This window comes from Cryobacterium lactosi (genome assembly GCF_004403945.1).
In the GTDB taxonomy this organism is placed as follows: Bacteria; Actinomycetota; Actinomycetes; order Actinomycetales; family Microbacteriaceae; genus Cryobacterium; species Cryobacterium lactosi.
This window is the reverse complement of record NZ_SOHM01000049.1, coordinates 68,309-84,771: the sequence shown is the minus strand read 5'-3', so window position 1 is coordinate 84,771 and position 16,463 is coordinate 68,309. Positions and strand designations below refer to the sequence as shown.

General features: G+C 64.3%; 14 protein-coding genes and 2 pseudogenes. 3 read left to right on the top strand and 13 right to left on the bottom strand.

Features of this window, described 5'->3' with window-relative positions:
• Positions 1 to 95: 95 nt before the first annotated feature.
• From E3T61_RS21235 to E3T61_RS21210, 6 genes are all read right to left on the bottom strand, one after another.
• Entirely contained in the window at positions 96 to 1,025 is a 930-nt protein-coding gene (locus E3T61_RS21235; protein WP_166793353.1) for an N-acetylglucosamine kinase, read from the bottom strand.
• Positions 1,022 to 2,080, bottom strand: coding sequence for a glycoside hydrolase family 113 (locus tag E3T61_RS21230; protein WP_420898512.1), 1,059 nt, complete (start codon positions 2,078 to 2,080; stop codon positions 1,022 to 1,024). Before E3T61_RS21230 ends, E3T61_RS21235 begins: the two co-directional genes overlap by 4 nt.
• Positions 2,077 to 4,605, bottom strand: a complete 2,529-nt coding sequence (locus E3T61_RS21225; protein WP_134642815.1) for a glycoside hydrolase family 2 protein — start codon at positions 4,603 to 4,605, stop codon at positions 2,077 to 2,079. The genes E3T61_RS21230 and E3T61_RS21225 overlap by 4 nt, the downstream gene beginning before the upstream one ends.
• Positions 4,605 to 5,429, bottom strand: a complete 825-nt coding sequence (locus E3T61_RS21220) for a carbohydrate ABC transporter permease (protein ID WP_134642814.1) — start codon at positions 5,427 to 5,429, stop codon at positions 4,605 to 4,607. Before E3T61_RS21220 ends, E3T61_RS21225 begins: the two co-directional genes overlap by 1 nt.
• Positions 5,426 to 6,325, bottom strand: a complete 900-nt coding sequence (locus E3T61_RS21215; protein WP_241992738.1) for a carbohydrate ABC transporter permease — start codon at positions 6,323 to 6,325, stop codon at positions 5,426 to 5,428. The genes E3T61_RS21220 and E3T61_RS21215 overlap by 4 nt, the downstream gene beginning before the upstream one ends.
• Positions 6,326 to 6,527: 202 nt before the next feature.
• Positions 6,528 to 7,820, bottom strand: coding sequence for an ABC transporter substrate-binding protein (locus E3T61_RS21210; RefSeq protein WP_134642813.1), 1,293 nt, complete (start codon positions 7,818 to 7,820; stop codon positions 6,528 to 6,530).
• Between the two features lie 313 nt (positions 7,821 to 8,133).
• Between E3T61_RS21210 and E3T61_RS21205 the strand changes: the two genes are divergently transcribed.
• Complete coding sequence (locus E3T61_RS21205) at positions 8,134 to 9,141, top strand: LacI family DNA-binding transcriptional regulator (RefSeq protein ID WP_134642812.1); 1,008 nt, start codon at positions 8,134 to 8,136, stop codon at positions 9,139 to 9,141.
• Between the two features lie 257 nt (positions 9,142 to 9,398).
• On the opposite strand, the gene E3T61_RS21200 is transcribed toward E3T61_RS21205, so the two are convergent.
• The 4 genes and pseudogenes from E3T61_RS21200 to E3T61_RS21185 form a co-directional block, all read right to left on the bottom strand.
• Positions 9,399 to 9,599, bottom strand: coding sequence for a hypothetical protein (locus E3T61_RS21200; protein WP_134642811.1), 201 nt, complete (start codon positions 9,597 to 9,599; stop codon positions 9,399 to 9,401).
• Between the two features lie 86 nt (positions 9,600 to 9,685).
• On the bottom strand, positions 9,686 to 10,273 hold the full coding sequence (locus tag E3T61_RS21195; protein ID WP_134642810.1) for a hypothetical protein: 588 nt from the start codon (positions 10,271 to 10,273) through the stop codon (positions 9,686 to 9,688).
• A 27-nt stretch (positions 10,274 to 10,300) separates the two neighbouring features.
• A complete protein-coding gene (locus tag E3T61_RS22745) occupies positions 10,301 to 10,420 on the bottom strand; it encodes a TraR/DksA family transcriptional regulator (RefSeq protein WP_420898513.1) in 120 nt (39 codons plus the stop codon).
• A gap of 535 nt (positions 10,421 to 10,955) precedes the next feature.
• Positions 10,956 to 11,207, bottom strand: a pseudogene (locus E3T61_RS21185) (NADP-specific glutamate dehydrogenase); the annotation flags it as partial.
• A 131-nt stretch (positions 11,208 to 11,338) separates the two neighbouring features.
• Between E3T61_RS21185 and E3T61_RS21180 the strand changes: the two are divergent.
• Entirely contained in the window at positions 11,339 to 11,671 is a 333-nt protein-coding gene (locus E3T61_RS21180) for a hypothetical protein (protein ID WP_134642808.1), read from the top strand.
• 131 nt (positions 11,672 to 11,802) lie between these two features.
• On the opposite strand, the gene E3T61_RS21175 is transcribed toward E3T61_RS21180, so the two are convergent.
• From E3T61_RS21175 to E3T61_RS21165, 3 genes are all read right to left on the bottom strand, one after another.
• A complete protein-coding gene (locus E3T61_RS21175; protein ID WP_241992735.1) occupies positions 11,803 to 13,344 on the bottom strand; it encodes a histidine-type phosphatase in 1,542 nt (513 codons plus the stop codon).
• Positions 13,345 to 13,848: 504 nt separating this feature from the next.
• Complete coding sequence (locus E3T61_RS21170) at positions 13,849 to 14,280, bottom strand: hypothetical protein (protein ID WP_134642806.1); 432 nt, start codon at positions 14,278 to 14,280, stop codon at positions 13,849 to 13,851.
• Between the two features lie 164 nt (positions 14,281 to 14,444).
• The gene (locus E3T61_RS21165; protein WP_134642805.1) at positions 14,445 to 14,990 is read right to left on the bottom strand and encodes a helix-turn-helix domain-containing protein; all 546 of its coding nucleotides are present in this window, start codon (positions 14,988 to 14,990) and stop codon (positions 14,445 to 14,447) included.
• A 218-nt stretch (positions 14,991 to 15,208) separates the two neighbouring features.
• Here E3T61_RS21165 and E3T61_RS21160 point away from each other — a divergent pair.
• Positions 15,209 to 16,156 (top strand): annotated as a pseudogene (locus E3T61_RS21160) (MFS transporter); the annotation flags it as partial.
• Between the last annotated feature and the right edge of the window lie 307 nt (positions 16,157 to 16,463).

Below are 16,463 nucleotides of genomic sequence, written 5' to 3'. Positions count from 1 at the left end.
TCTCGGAGTGGCATCGTGCACATTTGCCACGGTCAGCTGTGCCCACCAGTTCATGCACACGATATCGGCGGGCTTGGGTGTGGCGGGAGGAGGGTTTATCCAATGGATGCGGCGATACGATCGCGCAATGCGCTCAGTGGAGCAAGAATCGGGAGAAACTCGGCACCTTCGAGTGCCTGGGCGGCTGCAGGGCGTATGTCAACTTCGGGCCAGAGCTTCCGCAGATTGCGTTCGAATCGTGTCGAAATTTCTGGGGAGCGGAGCACACCGCCAATGCCGCAGACGACCGGAGAGGGGCCGGAGGATTCGTCGACTTGGCGGAGTCCGGTGGCGGCTGAGAGCGCGAGCTCTGTCGCGGCTTCGTCACAGATTCTGGAGGCGACGGGGTCTGTGGTCGCGAGCTCGGTCACTTGGCGGGAGTATGCGGCGATTCGGCTGACCCGGAGAGGGTCCGCCTGTAATTCCAGGTATGCGACCTCGAGGTCGGGAAAGTCACGACGCACGGTCGCCGTCAGAGCGGTGACAGGTCCGCGCCCGTCATACGCTCGCATCACGGCTTCTAGGGCCGCGCGGCCGATCCAGTATCCGCTGCCGGCGTCGCCGATCAGGTTGCCCCAGCCGTCGATACGGGCCACGTCGTGCACACCGACTGCCAGGGTGACAACGCCGGTACCTGCGGCAACGACCACGCCGCGCTCATCACCCAATGCTCCGAGGTAGCTCGTAACGGAGTCGTGGGCGAGGAACACCTCGCGAACGCCGTGGATGGTGCCAGCTTCACGAAGTTCGCGGGGATCACTTTCGGCTTTAGAAAACCCAGAGACACCGGCGCTGACCGTGTAGATCGGTTCCCGTGTTAATGATGCAACCCGGGCAACAATCTCACCAAGTTGAGGTATGAGCGCGGTGTCGGTACGTATCCCACCGAATTCAAACGGAAGGTAGCGTCCGGTTGCGGTGTGTAGACGCGCCCGGATGCCGGTCTGGCCGGCGTCGATGGTGAGGGAAGCGGATTCGACACTCATGGGTGGTCCATTCTTGCGGGTGGTACGGGTGTGGTGAGATGCGTTTGGGCGTGGTCGTTCTGGGGCATCGGCTCGCGCCGAGTACGGTTCAACCATGACCGGTACTGCCGGCTCAGGAAGTCTGCGGCGGGCTTGCCGTAGACGCAGTAGTCGTCGTTCTTGGCCGCGTCGGTCGCCGCGTACAACGTTGTGGGCCAGTCCCAGAGCATGAAGCCGCGCATCCACTCTCGTGATCCGGTGGCTGCGAACATGTCTTCGTAGTAGCGCAGCTGTTCGGCGCCGGAGGGAACGCCGGGCAGGGCCCAGTCGTTGGGCTTGTCGGGTGACCCGGTGCGGCTCGGGCAGCCGGCCTCCATGAAGAAGAACGGTTTGCCGGCGGCCGTCACGACCCGCTCGATGCGATCCAGCTGCTCGTCCCAGCTTCCGACCGGGTAGTAGCCGCTGGAGGTGATCACGTCGACGGCGTCCCACCAGGTGACGTGGTCCTCCTGGAACTTGTCGCAGTTGTAGGTCACCAGGCCGCTGTACACCGCGCGCACCTCGGTGATCAGGGTGCGCCAGCGCGCATCCTGGCCGTCGGCGCGCACCATCTCGCAGCCGATGCAGAGCATCTCGGCGCCCTCCTCCTCGGCGAGCCGGGCGGCGTGCAGGATGAACGCCGTGTACGACCGGAACCAGGCGGTCCAGCCGGGTTCACCGGGCACCTCCCAGTCGAAGAAACCGATGTAGGCGCGCCAGGTGCCGTCGGCACAGTTGACAACGGGCTTCAGGCAGACCTTGAGCCCGTGCGACTTGGCCTCGCGGATGGCCCAGCGCACCTCCTCGTCGGTGACCGTCGGCGCGTCGCCGAACGGGATCTCCTCGGACTGGGCGGTGTCCTGCAGCGCCGCGTAGGCCAGGGCCGTCCAGTTGACACCGAGGTCGGCAATGAGCCGCATGGAGTCGGCGGCCGCCGGGGTCGCCCAGGTGTCGCGCACCCCGGTCCAGCCCCAGGTCATGCCGCAGACCGGTTCGCTGAGAACGGTTGCGGCGTCGGGCCGGCTCCCGCTCGTCACCGCTGCACCAGCTGGTTGGTGCTGCGCAGAACGCCCGGCGCCGTGAAGGCGGCCGGGTCGACCTCGAGGAGGGAGGTGACGGTGAAGACCACGCTTTCGCCGGGCAGCAGGGTGACCAGCATGTCGTCGACCAGGGCGGCCGGGTCGACCTTGTCGACCAGCAACGCCAGGTCGCGGGTGAGCACCGGAACGGTGACCTGCACCGTGTAACCGCTGCCGGTGCGCACGGCGCTCACCTCGGGGTCACCCTGGCGTAGGGTGCTGTCGCGGGCCTCGGTGAAGAACCAGTGCCCGCGCACCCCGGCCAGCTCGGCGCGGAGGAGCTCCGCTGCCGCATCCGTTGCCGCGGACACGGATGCGGGCAGCGGCACGGTCACGCTCGACCGCGCCGGCAGGGTGACCTGCTCGGCGTGCTCGGCCAGGACGGCTCCCGTGTCTGTGTACCGCCGCACCAGGAGCTCGCCGCTCCAGGTGTCGGCGGAGTCATTGACCGCGATGACGGCGAGGCCGCCGTCGCGGGGCTGGATGGTGACCAGCCGGTCGGCGTAGGCGTGCTTGATGGCGTAGAGCAGGGGCTTCGGCCGGCCGTAGCCGTCCACGGCGGCCCAGGAGGTGACCGGCCAGCAGTCGTTCAACTGCCAGACGATGCTGCCCATGCAATGCGGGCTGAGCGAGCGGAAGTGTTCGACCGCGGTGCTGATGGCGTTGGCCTGGTTGAGCGACATGGCCCAGTGCCAGTCGTCGATGTTCTCGGGCAACGGCAGGTGCGGGATGAGTCCGTCAGTGAGTTTGACGTTGCCCTCAGCGGCCTTCTGGTGCACGAGCATGCCGGGCGACTCCGGGGTGAGCGGGGCGTCGTGGATCGATTCGGTGAGGGTGGACCAGGTGGGCGGGCCCTGCCAGCCGAACTCGGAAACGAACCGCGGCTGATACTCGCGGTAGGCGGGGTAGTCGCGCTGGTTCCAGAGGTCCCAGATGTGCATGGTGCCGTGCTCGGGATCGTTGGGGTGCAGGTCGTTTCGGACGGTGCCGGCGACCGGTGAGAACGGGCTGCCGGGCGTGTAGCCGATGTGTGGGGCCAGCTCGGCGATCAGGGCCGGGAACACGTCGTAGTAGAAGCCGCCGCCCCAGGTCTTGCCGTCCAGGCGCAGCTTCCAGTTCCATTCCTCGAAGCCCCAGAGGTTTTCGTTGTTTCCGTTCAGCACCACCAGTGACGGATGCGCGGCGAGCCGGATGACGTTCTCCCTGGCCTCGGCCTCGATCTCGTCGCCGAGCGGGGCCTCTTCGGCGTAGGCGGCGCAGGCGAGCAGGAAGTCCTGCCAGGTGAGGAGGCCGCGCTCGTCGCAGAGGTCGTAGAAGTCGTCGCTCTCGAAGACGCCGCCGCCCCACACCCGGATCAGGTTGATGTTGGCGAACTCGGCCTGTGTGAGCCGGTCCAGGTAGCGTGCCTTGGTGACGCGGTGCGGGAAGGCGTCGTCGGGGATCCAGTTGGCGCCGCGCACGAACACGCTCTGGCCGTTGATGACCAGGGTGAATGGGGTGCCGTTCTCGTCGGGGGTGGTGTCGAACTCGACGGTGCGGAAGCCGATGCGGGTGGTCGACCGGTCCAGTTCCACCGCGGTGTCGGCCGCGCGCAGGGTGACCTCCAGCTCGTAGAGCGGGTGCTCGCCGTAGCCGAGCGGCCACCACAGGTCCACATCGGGCACGCTCAGGCTCACGGTGGTTTCGGTCGCTCCGGCCGGCAGCTCCACAGTGCGGCTGACGCCGGCGACGGATGCCGTGACGTTGACGGGGGTCTGGGTGGTGCGGTCCACCTCCACGTGCACGTCCACGAGCCCGGTGCTGGTCGGCCCCGTCGGGTCGGACACGGTGGCGATCGGTCGCACTGTGGCCAGGCGGGCCGTCGACCAGCTGACCAGGGTCACCGGCTTCCACAGTCCGGAGGTGGACGTGTCGATGCCCCAGTCCCAGCCGAAGCTGCAGGCCATCTTGCGGATGGCGTTGTAGGGGTGGTGGTTCACGTGCGGGCGGTAGCCGAGGTCCAGGCTCGCGGCATCCGCGGCCTTGATGGGGGAGCGGAACACCACCACAAGTTCGTTGAGGCCGGCTTTGAGGCGGGCGCCCACGTCGAAGCTGTAGCTGCGGTGCATGTTGCGGGTGGTGCCCAGCGACACCCCGTTCAGCTCGATCTCGGCGATGGTGTCGAGCCCGGCGAAGACCAGGTCTGTCCGGTCGGCACCGGCCGGGTTCCAGACGAACGTGGTGCTGTAGCGCCAGTCGGTCAGCCCGATCCAGGAGAGCAACTGCTCGTTACCGTCGAGGTACGGGTCGGGAATGAGCTCGGCGGCCAGTAGGTCGGTGTGCACGGATCCGGGCACGGTGGCCGGCACCGTGAGGCGCCGGATGCTCGCGGGCACCGGTCCGGCCAGGGCCGTGACGCTCCAGTCGGTGTCGAGCAGCCGGATGGTAGGGGCAGCGAGGGTGTTGGCAGACAGTGCGCCGACAGACAGTGTGTTGACAGACATTACTTGGTAGCTCCAGCCGTGACGCCGTTGTAGATGAATCGTTGAAGGAAAAGGAAGAGCACCAACGTCGGCAGGATCACGATCATGATGCCGGCCGCGATGACTTCCCACTGTGCACCGTATGGGCCCTGGAAGCGGAACAGCGAGGTGCTGATCACGGCGAGGTCCTGGGCGGGCATGTACAGATAGGGAATGTAGAACTCGTTGTAGATTGCGATGCCCTTGATGATCACCACGGTGGCGATCGCCGGACCGAGCAGGGGCAGGATGATTCGCCAGTAGATGCCGAGCCGGCTGGCCCCGTCGAGCATGGCGGCCTCGTCGAGGCTCTTGGGGATCGACTGCATGAACTGGATGAAGATGTAGATCGACAGGATGTCGGTGCCCATGAACAGGATGATCGCGGCGCCGTGGGTGTTGACCAGGTGGAAGAAGTTGACGACCTGGTAGGTCGCGACCTGGGTGGTCACCGCGGGCACCAGGGTGGCGACGAGGAATAGGGCGAAGACGAGCTTCTTGAACCTGAACTCGAAACGGTCCAGGACATAGGCGGCCATCGTGCCGATGAGGATCGTGCCCGTCACCGAGACGACGGCGATGACGGTGGTGTTCACGAACCCGAGCATCATGCGCCCGTTGACGAACGCCGTGACGAAGTTGGCGAAGTTCAGCCAGTTCTCCGGTGGCACGAGCGGGCCCGTGGTGGCGTACTCGGTATTGGTCTTCAGCGACGCGAACAGGATGACCACGATGGGCACGAGCGCTACGAGGGAACCGATGACCAGGGAGGTGTACTTCCCGGTGACGGCGAGGTGTCGGATCATGAGGCCAGGGATACTTTCTCGTCGGGAACGACGGTGCGCTGAATCCAGGTGACGATCAGCACGATGATGAGCAGGATGACGGCCATCGCGGAGGCGAGGCCGACCTTGCGGTAGACGAACGCCGTCTGGATGGTCTGGATGACGAAGGTCTCGCTGCCGTTGGCGCCGCCGGTGATGATGTACGGCAGTTCGAAGGCTGACAGGCTGCCCGCGATCGCCAGGATGAAGGACAGGCTGATGATGCGCTGGATGCCGGGGGCGATGATGTAGCGGAACTGGTGCCACTTGTTGGCGCCGTCCAGGTCGGCCGCTTCGTAGAGCTCGCCGGGGATGGACTGGATCGCGCCGAGGAAGAGCACGAAGTTGAGGCCGATGTACCGCCAGATGGCGACGCCGGCGAGGGAGTAGTTGACAACATCCGGGTTGCCCAGCCACTGGGTGGAGAAGTCGCCCAGGCCCACGAAGCTGAGCACGGCGTCGAGGGTGCCGCCGGGGCGGAAGAAGAACAGGAAGATGAACGCGATGGCGACGGCGTTGATCAGGTAGGGGAAGAACAGGATGCCCTTGAACAGGCTGCGGAACCGGGTCTTGAAGCTTAGGATGGTGGCGAAGTACAGGGCCAGGCCCATCTGGAGGAAGGACGCGGCGAAGTAGTAGAGGCTGACGGCGAAGACCTGCCAGTACTCGGGCTTGGTGAAGATCTTCACGAAATTGTCGAAGCCGACGGCCTCCTTGTTCTGGTCGAGGCCGTCCCAGGAGGTGAAGCTGTACCAGATCATGTTGCCCACGGGGATGTAGGTGAACGTGATCAGCAGCGCCAGCGGGATGGCCAGGAACAGCCAGGGCATGACGATGGAATCCTTGCGCTTGCCCCCGGCGGTGACCGTGGTGCGGATGAAGCGCTGGGAGAACCTGTTGTACAGGACTCCTGTCTTCGTGGGGGCCAGTTGCTGAGACACCTAGCGTCCTTTCTCTCGGGAACTCCCGACAAACATGTGGGTGCGGGCAGCGCGGGCTGCGCGGTTCGACCTGGATGCAGTGCGGCCGGCCGTTGAGGTGCCCACGGCCGGCCGTCCTGCGTACTGCTGGTGCTGAGGTTTAGCCCTCGACGGAGGCCTTGGCTTCTGACCAGGCCTTGTTCAGGGCCTCGAAGGTGGAGGCCTTGTCGCCGTCCGCGGCGCCGCGGGCGACGTCCACGATCTTCTGGCGGTAGATCTGGCCCCAGAGGTCGATCTCGGATTCACTGATGATGTCGTTCTCCCAGGTGGCCTTGTCGGTGGGCACCGGGGTCAGCTCGAGGTACTCGACGCCGCTGGCGGTGAACTCCGTGAGGGTCTCCGGGTCCGGACCGTCGACGACCGGGGACAGACCGCCCTGGTCACCCGCGAAGCCGGATTCCTGGGCGAACCAGTCGATCCACGCGCGGGCGGTTGCCTTGTTCTTCGAGCTCAGGCTGATGGCGTTCTTGTAGTCGCCGCCGATGCTGGAGTAGGTCTGCCCGTCAACCGCGCTCGGGAAGGCCATGTAGCCGATGTCGTCGGCGCTGCCGCCGGCGGTCACCGCGGCATCCTGCATCTGAGTGAGGGCCCAGGAACCGAGCACCATCGAGGAGATGGCGCCGCTGCCCAGGCCCGCCTTGGAGGACTCCCAGTCGGTGGTGGCGGGGTCGTCCTCGCTCAGGCCGTTGGCGACGATGTCGAAGAGCAGCCCGTCGGCGACCTCGTGGTACTCACCCTCGGCCCAGGGGGCGTCGGACTCGACCAGGGTGATCGAGGCGTCGGCGTCGCCGGTGGCAGCGCGGTTGCCCTCCCACTGGCTCAGCGGCCAACCGTCGTTGTAGTTGGTGTAGTACGGGGTGGCGTCGGTCTTGTCCTTGACGAGCTTGAGCGCGGCCAGAAACTCGTCAGGGGTCGTGGGCAGCTCGGTGATGCCGGCGGCCGCCCAGACGTTCTTGTTGTACACGATGCCCTGGGCGTTGCCCGTGACGGCGACGCCGTACGCGTTGTCCTCGTAGGCCATCTCGGTGACGAACCTGTAGGTCTCGCCGAGTTTGTCGATGGTGCCCAGCGGCTCGAAGAACTGGGGGAGCTGGGCCTTGGTGACGGTGTTCGGGATGAGGAGCACGTCCCCGTAGCTTCCGGACGAGAGCCGCGTCGAGACGTCGCTTTCGTAGTCGGCGATCGCCTCGAACTTGACGCTGGTGCCCGGGTAGGCCTTCTCGAATTCAGCGGCGTAGTCCGTGAACACGGTGTCGACGATGTCGGTCCGGTTCGTCAGGACCGTGATCTCGCCGGCGATCTTGCCGTCGTCTGCGGGGGCAGAGCCGGAACATCCCGCCAGTAGTGCGGTGGCTGCCAGGGCGGCCACTCCCATGATGAGCTTCTTTGCCATCTGTCTTCTCCTAATCGGTATCACCATTGACCCGTTGAGACACGACCGCGACTTCCCGCCCGTGGATCCCTGGTGTTGCTGTTGGGCCTCACTGTAAGCCCGATTTCGACACCACGTCAAACACAAATGTCAGCGTTGTCTAAATCTGTCTACCCACCTCAAATAGTAAATGCGCCCCAGAAATAGTGGAATTGTGACGAAATCACCGGCGAGGAGGTCTTGTCAATGTCCAGACAATGTCTTACGTTGACATCGTGGGTTGATGGAGCTATTCGATAGCACCACATCAAGAACCACGTGCCGATGGAGAATCATGACAACCCAATCCCGTGCCACTCTCGCCGACGTTGCCCGACTCGCCGGGGTCAGTTCCAAGACCGTCTCCAGGGTGTTCGCCGAGGCGGGTAACGTCTCGGCCGATACCAGGGAGCAGGTGCTCGTCGCGGCGAAACGGCTGCGTTTCCGGCCCAACAACCTCGCCCGCAGTCTGCGCCGAGGCGGGGTCACCAACACCGTCGCGTTCGTGATCGGCGACCTCACGAACCCGTTCTATTTCCACGTTGCCGCCGGCATCGAGCGTGAGCTGGCGCTCCGCGGCCTCACCATGGTGCTCGCGACGACCGACGACTCGCCCGACAGCGAGGAGCGCGTCGTGGACGCGCTGATCTCCCAGCGAGTGCGGGCGCTCCTGCTGATCCCCATCGCCGACGACCAGTCCTACCTCGAGGGCGAACGCCAGTTGGGAACGCCCGTCGTAAGCGTCGACCGTCCGGCACGGAACCTCCTGGCCGACTCGGTCGTGCTGCAGAATCGCCTCGGTATGGCCGAGGCGGTCCGGTCGCTGACCGCCATCGGGCATCGAAAGATCGGCTTTATCAGCAACCCCTCGGCGATGTACACCCAGCGGGAGCGTCTGGCCGGCTACCGTGAGGCGCTCAGGGAGGTTGGCGTGGTCGAGACCGCGCAATGGGAGCGGCTAGACGATGACCCCGACATCTCACCGGAGCTCGCCGTGCAGAGCCTGCTGGATCTGCCGGACTCGCCCACGGCGATCGTCGCTGGCAACAACCGGGGGAGTGCGGGCGCCGTGCGGGTGCTGCGCAACCTCAAGCCGCCGGTGGCGTTTATCGGCTTCGACGACTTCGAGCTGGCCGACGCCCTGGGCATCTCCGTGGTGGCCTACGACACAATGGAGCTCGGCCGGACGGCCGCCCGCCTGGCCCTGGACCACCTTGCCGACCCCGGCGCGTTCACCCAGCAGATCGAGATCCCCACCCGGCTCATCCATCGCGGCTCCGGCGAGATCCTGCCGCCACGCTGACCGTGGCCGGCGGCTAGCTAGCCCGAGCCGCACCTGTTTCACGTCCCTCTGCGTCAAGCCCGGTTGAGAGTTAGTTCACGATTAGTCGGAGTCAAAAAGGTAGAGACGTTGGGACTGTCCTCGTCGCGATCGGTATCCTGGCTGCAAAGTCTTCTGCGGCAGTGCAGACCGCCTCGCTTATCGTGCAGGTTCTCTGAACATTCTAGGCACGGATACCCTGCCGGAAGACCTCTCGCGGCGGGCGGGTGGCGGTGGGATCAGTGAGCGCGTTGGAAGAGAGGAATCGTGGCCTTGGGTGGCAGCTGGTCGACTGTGCGAACGTTCTCGGCCAGCGCGTTGAGTTGCTCGGTGGCGAGTTCGGCGCTGATGGTGTGCGTGTCGACTTGCTTGATGATCTGGAGTAGTTCGAGTCGTTTCAGTGCCAGGGGCCTGGACGCTGCACTACCTGCGTTGAGCACTCTTTCTACGAGTAGCCGAGCACGTAATGCGCTGGCTGTCCATGGTGTTTTAGCCATGATCTATTCCCTCCTCAGTAGTGTTTGGTTCAGCTGTAGTGGTTTGCAGCGGTGTGTCCGATTGGTCTCTGGGCAATCTCTTTCCAGGTGAGTGTGCTGGTCGCATCGATGCCCTGGGCTTGTAGTGCGCGATGGCGAGTGCGGTGTGCAAGGAGGGACGGGTTGTCGCAGCCGGTGACGAGCAGGATGGTGAGGATGATGTATGTTCCGCAGCGTTGTTCGATGTGACGGTGGAGGCGGTCGGCGGTCGCGTCACACATCCGGTGCATCACTGATTCGGGCACCCCTGGCGGACCGTCGATGATCAGAAGGAGACGCTGGATGGACGGGGTCTGTTCGCAGGTGTTCGTGCAGATCGGTATCTGGGCGCGCAGTCTCGCCTTGAGGTCCGTTCGGTTTTCGACAGACGATAAGTCAATTTGGATGACCGCAGCGAGCGGGTGGCCATGCGTGCGTTCACCGCGGGTTGCGACCGTGATGTCGGGGTGGGATCTAAGAGCGTGGAGGCAGTCCAGTTCGTCTCCGAGGAGAACAATCGGCCGGCGTGCTTCAGTGCTTCCCGGATGTATCGCGGCCGGTCCTTCCGTGCGCCGGCCGGGTAGTTGCGTGACCGTCATGATCTCGCCCGTTCACTTGGGGATAGGTTATGATGTGCCGTCTGCGTGGCAGGGGACGCAGGTGTCCGCGTAAGGGATGATTTTGAGCCGAGCTTTGGCGATTGGTCGGGCACACCGGCTACAGGTTCCGAATGTTCCGGCTTCGATGCGGAGCAGTGCTGCGTTGATTTGGGTAACGACTTGGAGAGCCGACTGGGTGGTTGACCAGGCTACGAGGTCGATGTGGGGAGCAGCGCGGGGGTGGAGTTCGGCAACGAGTTCTTCGCGCTCTCGGAGTTGTTCTTCCAGCTGTCGTCGGAAGCTGGTGAGTTCGTCATTGTTATTGGTGACGTCGATGGGGGAGGGGGACGGGAGGGTGCTCATGATGGTTCCTTCAGCGTGGTTAAACGACAAACGCGCCGCAACTGCGGCGCGCTCCTGATACCGGACAGATCCAGGGGGTAAATGATCAGTGCGGTGGAGCGCGCATGCGGGAAAGGATGAGGAGAACACGTCCCGTCCGGCCGAACTGGCGGTCAGACGACACGCCGACGGTCGATTGATTGAGGAAACCGGGCACGACGCGAGTGCGATGAACACATCCGGAGGTCGCGCGAGGGATAGGCATGCCCTCACCATAGCCGTTGGCCCAGTAAAGGCAACCTGGGCGCGGTGGCTGGCGTTGCGGTAGAACTAAAGCGTGTTAGATCACGCCGAGGGCAAGCATTGCGTCAGCGACCCTGGTAAATCCGCCGATGTCGGCCCCGGCGACGTAGTTACCGGGCGAACCGTATTCGTCGACGGTTTCCAGGCACCGATCGTGGATGCTGCGCATGATTTCGGAGAGCCGATTTTGCATGTATTCGAACGTCCAGGAGTCACGGGACGCGTTCTGTTGCATCTCGAGAGCGCTGGTCGCGACGCCTCCGGCGTTCAGTGCCTGCCCGGGAGCGAATCACCCCCGCGTCGGTGTCGTGACCTATGCTCGTTCCGGGGACCGGCGGTCACCGACGGAGTGACAGCGAATCCCTGACGCGCGAAGCTCATTGTCCAAATACTGCCCTGATCTGCGCGAGGAGGCCTTGGATGACTGGTCGGACGACGAGTGCTGCAGTCTTGCTCATCGCGGCAATGATGCTAGCTGGCTGCGCCGAAGCGCCTGCTGCCTCATACGACCGCACCGAAGGTGACGGCGATTCGTGGTTCGTCGGCGCCAAGGATCCACGCTTTGAATCGCTGAGCCTATGCATTGATGATCCCAGCGTTGGAACATCATTGCAGAGCGCAGATATGCCGTCCTCCCGCCTCTCGATGCAGCTCGTCGCGGGTTCGACCGAGGAGGATGCGATCCGAATTGCCGACTGCCTTGGAGATGCTCTGACCAGCGGGCAAATCTGGATCACCTCCCCGAGGACCTAGCACGCGAACTGGACGACTGAAATTCAGCCGTCCAGTTCCGACTACCGGCAGGTCGTTTAGACGCTCTATCCGGTATTCGTGATCACTCACCAATGATCGTTTGATCACTTCCTGCCGGCGACTCAGTGCATCTAGGCGGCGTCGGCGTGCGCGTTCCGCTTCCGGTGCACCACGCGCAAGGCGATGCCGGCGAGGAGAAGGAGAGCGATGAGGGCGGGCATTGTGCCGAGCTGCGCACCCGTTTCCGCCAGTTGAGTGGATGCTGCGGTGTTGGCAACTGGGTCGGTGCTTACTGCCGGGGTGCTCGTCTCAGGGACAGCGATGCCCAGCAGGCAGCGCTTCACTTCGGTGACGTCGTAGTAGTGCGATCCGGCTTCAAGCGGCTGGCAGGAGGAGTTGAAGGCGATCTCCTTCTCGTTGTACAGCATCCGCATGATGGTCTGGCCTGCGGAGTTGCTGTACACGTCCCACTGCACGTTCGCGGCCATCGGAGTGACGCTTTCGCCGCGCCAGGCGTTGGTGGCGTAGGTGTAGGGGGTGGCGGCGGTTACCGGCTGCTCGGAGCCGGGGAGCTGAATCAAAGCGGCGAAGGGAACGATTGTCTCTGCGTGCGCGAAGCGGAAAGTCGCGGCAACGTTCGAGCCGGCCAAGCGGGCATCGATTCCGTCGAAGAACTCTTGCAGCAGCGGCGTTGCCATCTTGTAGGTGATGTCGTTGCCGACGAACGCCGGACCCTTCGAATAAAAGTCCTCTGTGTCGAGGAGGTACGCGAACCACTCGGCATCTTCTGGCTCCAGGTACTGGTCGAAGTTCCAGTCGCCTTCCTCGACCAGGTCGGGCGCGATGATGTACAGGTTGTACAGCATCATCGCGGCGTCGACCTCGTTGTCGATGGTCGTCTTCCCTTTCGGGTCTTCGAAATGGTAGTCACCGGCAGCGAGGCGGTCGACGAAGTCGGTGGTGTACAGACGTTCGAGAACGTGGCGGGACACTTCCTTGCTCTGCGGCTGGTCCCAGATGGCGGCGACGCTGTCGGCGACGAGATCGCTCTCTTCGTAGTCCATGTAGTCCTGGTTGAATTCCTGGTCATGGAAGTGCAGGGTTTCGGGGCTTGCGGGCATGGTTGTGGGCAGTTTGTCTGCCAGCGCCGGGTTCGCCGCGAGCAGGCCGACGGCGAAGTTCTCGCCCGATTCTGTGGCGCGTGGCTCGCCAGAACTTTCCAGCTCGATGATGTCGTCACTGGCGATGATCTGAGCGAAGAAGTCCGGCATGCGTTCCACGGCGCGAGCACCGATCTGCTGGTGCTGCGTAGCTCCAAGGCCGCTGAGGTTGCCGTACCCGAGGGTGTTGTTTGCTGCCGTCAGTGCAGCGGTCTCAGGGCCAAGCGTTGCGCCGAGCGGGGTGAGCGCGTTCTCCGACTGGGCCTGAGCCCACAGCTGTTGGGTGAGGGAGTCGTACTTGAAGCTGGAGAGTGCCCGCGCACCGTGCCGAGCGAGTGACTCGGTGTAGATCTGGGTGAATCCTGTCGGAACCTGCTGGTAGTCTGCCGCAGTTCCCTGCGCGGCGTACGGCGTTTTGCTTGAGTAGAAGGTGTGTTGGGTGCCCTGGGCGGTCGTATCGTCGGCGAATGCTGCGGGAGCAAGCGCGATAGAAAGCGCGAGGGATGCGCACAAGGTTGCTGTGGCTACGAGCGCGAGGCGCGGCCGTGTCTGACTGAAAAGCATTCAGTTCCTATCAATTGGGTGAGTGTCCGCCGAACGCGACATTCGAAGTTAGGAGTGCGTGGATGACAACAGGTGGACGCCGGATGAACGAAAGTTGTCGCGCAGATGACGTTCGCGCTGGTTCGCACTAAACGGGCTACCGGTCTAGAGCAGCTCCCGAACCAGTGCAATGACGAGGCCCTGACAAAGGACGGTGATCATTGTCGATCATAAAAACGCTGCCAGAGGACAGGCAATTTATCCATCGCCGCTCCGCTCAACGCCGATGATCGGTTGTCGTGCAGTTCTGCTTCAAGGCCCGTCCTAGTTGGCAGGCAATGTGGTGCTCCGCCCAATCACCAGGTCAATGTCGGCCGGGGGGCTTTGCCCGCGACACCCAAAGTTCTCACGGAGAACTTCCCCCTCTAGCTGCCGGGCAAAGTTGGGGATCGGTCCTCGGCAAGTGAATCACTGTCACAGATCGGTTTGCGAAGCGAGAATCGCGCGCACATCGGCGGGGAGCGGGCGTGTGCCGCTTCCGTCGCGGTAAAGCAGTGCGCAACCGTCTAGTTCGGCGGTAAATGTCATCCCGAGTTCCTGTCCTTTCTGGCTTGGCACGAGGGCCAGGAACGTCTCGGCCAACGCGTCGCAGGAGCGTGGCACCGGCTCAGATGCGGCCACGCCGGCCACTAACTGGGCGGTCCTGCTGTCGAGCGTGCCACCGGCGACGAAGCGGCCCGTGTGCAGCGTAATTGCCCCCGGGATCGTCGTTCCGTTCGGCTCTGGCACGCCTGGCGGATCGGGTTCGACTGCGTAGCGGCACCAATGCATCCCGTCGAGTTCAGTTGGTATCGTGACGGTCGGTGCTGAGCTGGGAATCGTTGACGCACCGTCGGTGCCGGACAAAGAGAATCACGTCCCGCTAAGTGGTGGAAATTCTCAACACCATGCGGGCCAGTCGTTCTACTGGTGGCGGCCTGGAGTCACGCCTTTACCTTCCCGAAGCCTGTCTCTTCCAGCCGTGCTGAGATTGCACTCGACCATGCCCTTGGACTCCGGATCTCGCGCCCTCAAGAGCTTCGTCTCGGTGCCCACGGCCCGGCAAACGTGACCGTGGGCTCGGTCAGCTTGCCGCGACCGATGCCGGACCCGTTGTCCCAGAGCAGTCGCTTCGGCACCGCTTGGGCGGTTTGCAGCAGAGACCCCATCCCGCCGAACAGATCCAGTATCTTCCGCGACGGCAACATCAGTGCCTGGAAGAACCCGGAGAACGTCGACGTCATGACCAGCACCGACGGCGTGCCCTCCTGCCCGTTGCCCAACGGCAGTGGCTCGTGGGGGAACCACAGGTCGCACTGGACCTGCCGGCCGGGCTCGTGGACAAGACGGTCCGGGGGATCTGGCGGCACGTACTCGGGCCGGATCCCGGCGACCTTGTCGCGGACGGCGCGAACGTCGAAAGTCGAGCCCATCGCGGGCCGCTGGCGCTTCGGAAGCCGGTCCGTTTCCAGCGCCCGCTTCACCGTTGCCCGCGAAATGCCCACGAGCCGGCCGATCTCCCGCTTCGAATGCTCGCCCGTTGAAAACAGTTGGCGTATCTTCGCCCAATCGCCCATATTGATCACCTTCCATTGGTCGGTGGTCGTGTTTTCAATCGGCGTTGACGGTCCTGTTCTCGGTCAGCGGCGGTCTTTGGCCCCTCTGGCCTCGTCTACTCACTTCGTGTGGCTCGTATGCATCGGTGTTTGATTTCTAGGCCACTGGTCCAGGCGGCCTGCGGCCTGCAAGATTTGAGAGGCCGTGTTCTCGGCCTAGGGCGGCACTCGCCATCTCAATGCCGATTCCGGACTGCTGTATCCACGATCGAGAAATGAACCATGACAACCTTGCACGCACGCCGCCTCGCACTTTTTGCGCTCTTTGCCCTGCCCGGCCTCGCGATTTCTTCGTGGGTCACCCGGACGCCGGGCATCCGGGATCTGCTGGGCGCGACGACATCGGAGATGGGCCTGATCCTGCTCGGTTTGTCCGCCGGGTCGATGGTCGGCATCCTCGCGTCTGGTCCTGCCGTCGCGCGCTGGGGCGCGAGGCCCGTGATGCTCGCGGGCACGGTCGGGGTCATCCTGACGATCGGCGTCGGGGCAGCCGCGTCGTCGACGGCAGCGACGGTCATCGGTCTGTTCCTCTTCGGTCTGGGGATGGGAGGCGGGGAGATCGCGATGAACGTCGAGGGCGCCGACATCGAGAAGACCATCGGCCGCCCTGTGCTGCCTGCCCTGCACGGCTTCTTCAGCCTGGGTACTCTCGTCGGTGCCGGTGCGGGCATCGCTTTCATTGCGACCGACGTCCCGGTGTTGTGGCACCTGTCCGCGATCGGGGTCCTCGCCCTCGTCGTCATGGCGCAGTTGCTCCGCGTATTCCTCGCGGGACCGGGCAGGTTCTTCGGGGAGCGGGACTCCGGACGGCGGCGGTGCCTCGGTTGCCTCTGTGGCGTGACACGCGGCTTCTCCTTATCGCTGCCCTGGTGCTCGCGATGGCGCTCACCGAGGGGACCGCGAGCGACTGGCTCCCCCTGGTTATGGTCGACGGTCACGGTTTTGACGCCACGTCGGGGTCCGCAGTGTACGCCGCATTCGCGGCCTCCATGACGATCGGCCGCTTCGTCGGCGGGGCGTTTGTCGCCCGTTTTGGCCGTGCACCTGTTCTCCGTGTTGGCGTCCTCAGCGCCGTCGTGGGCATGGCCCTGGTGATCTTCGTCGACAGCCAAGTCGCCGCAGCAGCGGCCGTCGTCCTCTGGGGCCTGGGCGCCTCCTTGGGCTTCCCTCTAGCTTTGTCCGCCGCAGGAGAAGGAGAGGGGGACCCCGCCAGGCGCGTCGCCCTTGCGGCCACGGTCGGATACGTGGCACTGCTCGTCGGGCCGCCGGTTATCGGGTTCCTCGGCGACCACTCCAGCCTCAGGACAGCACTGATCGCTCCGCTCGTTTTGGTCGCGGCCGCTGCGTTCATCACCCCTGTCGTCAGGCGTCCCGAGACTTCGACCGATCGTGCCCGGGTCGCCTTCGCCAGAGCACGCGGCGGGTCGCTGACTA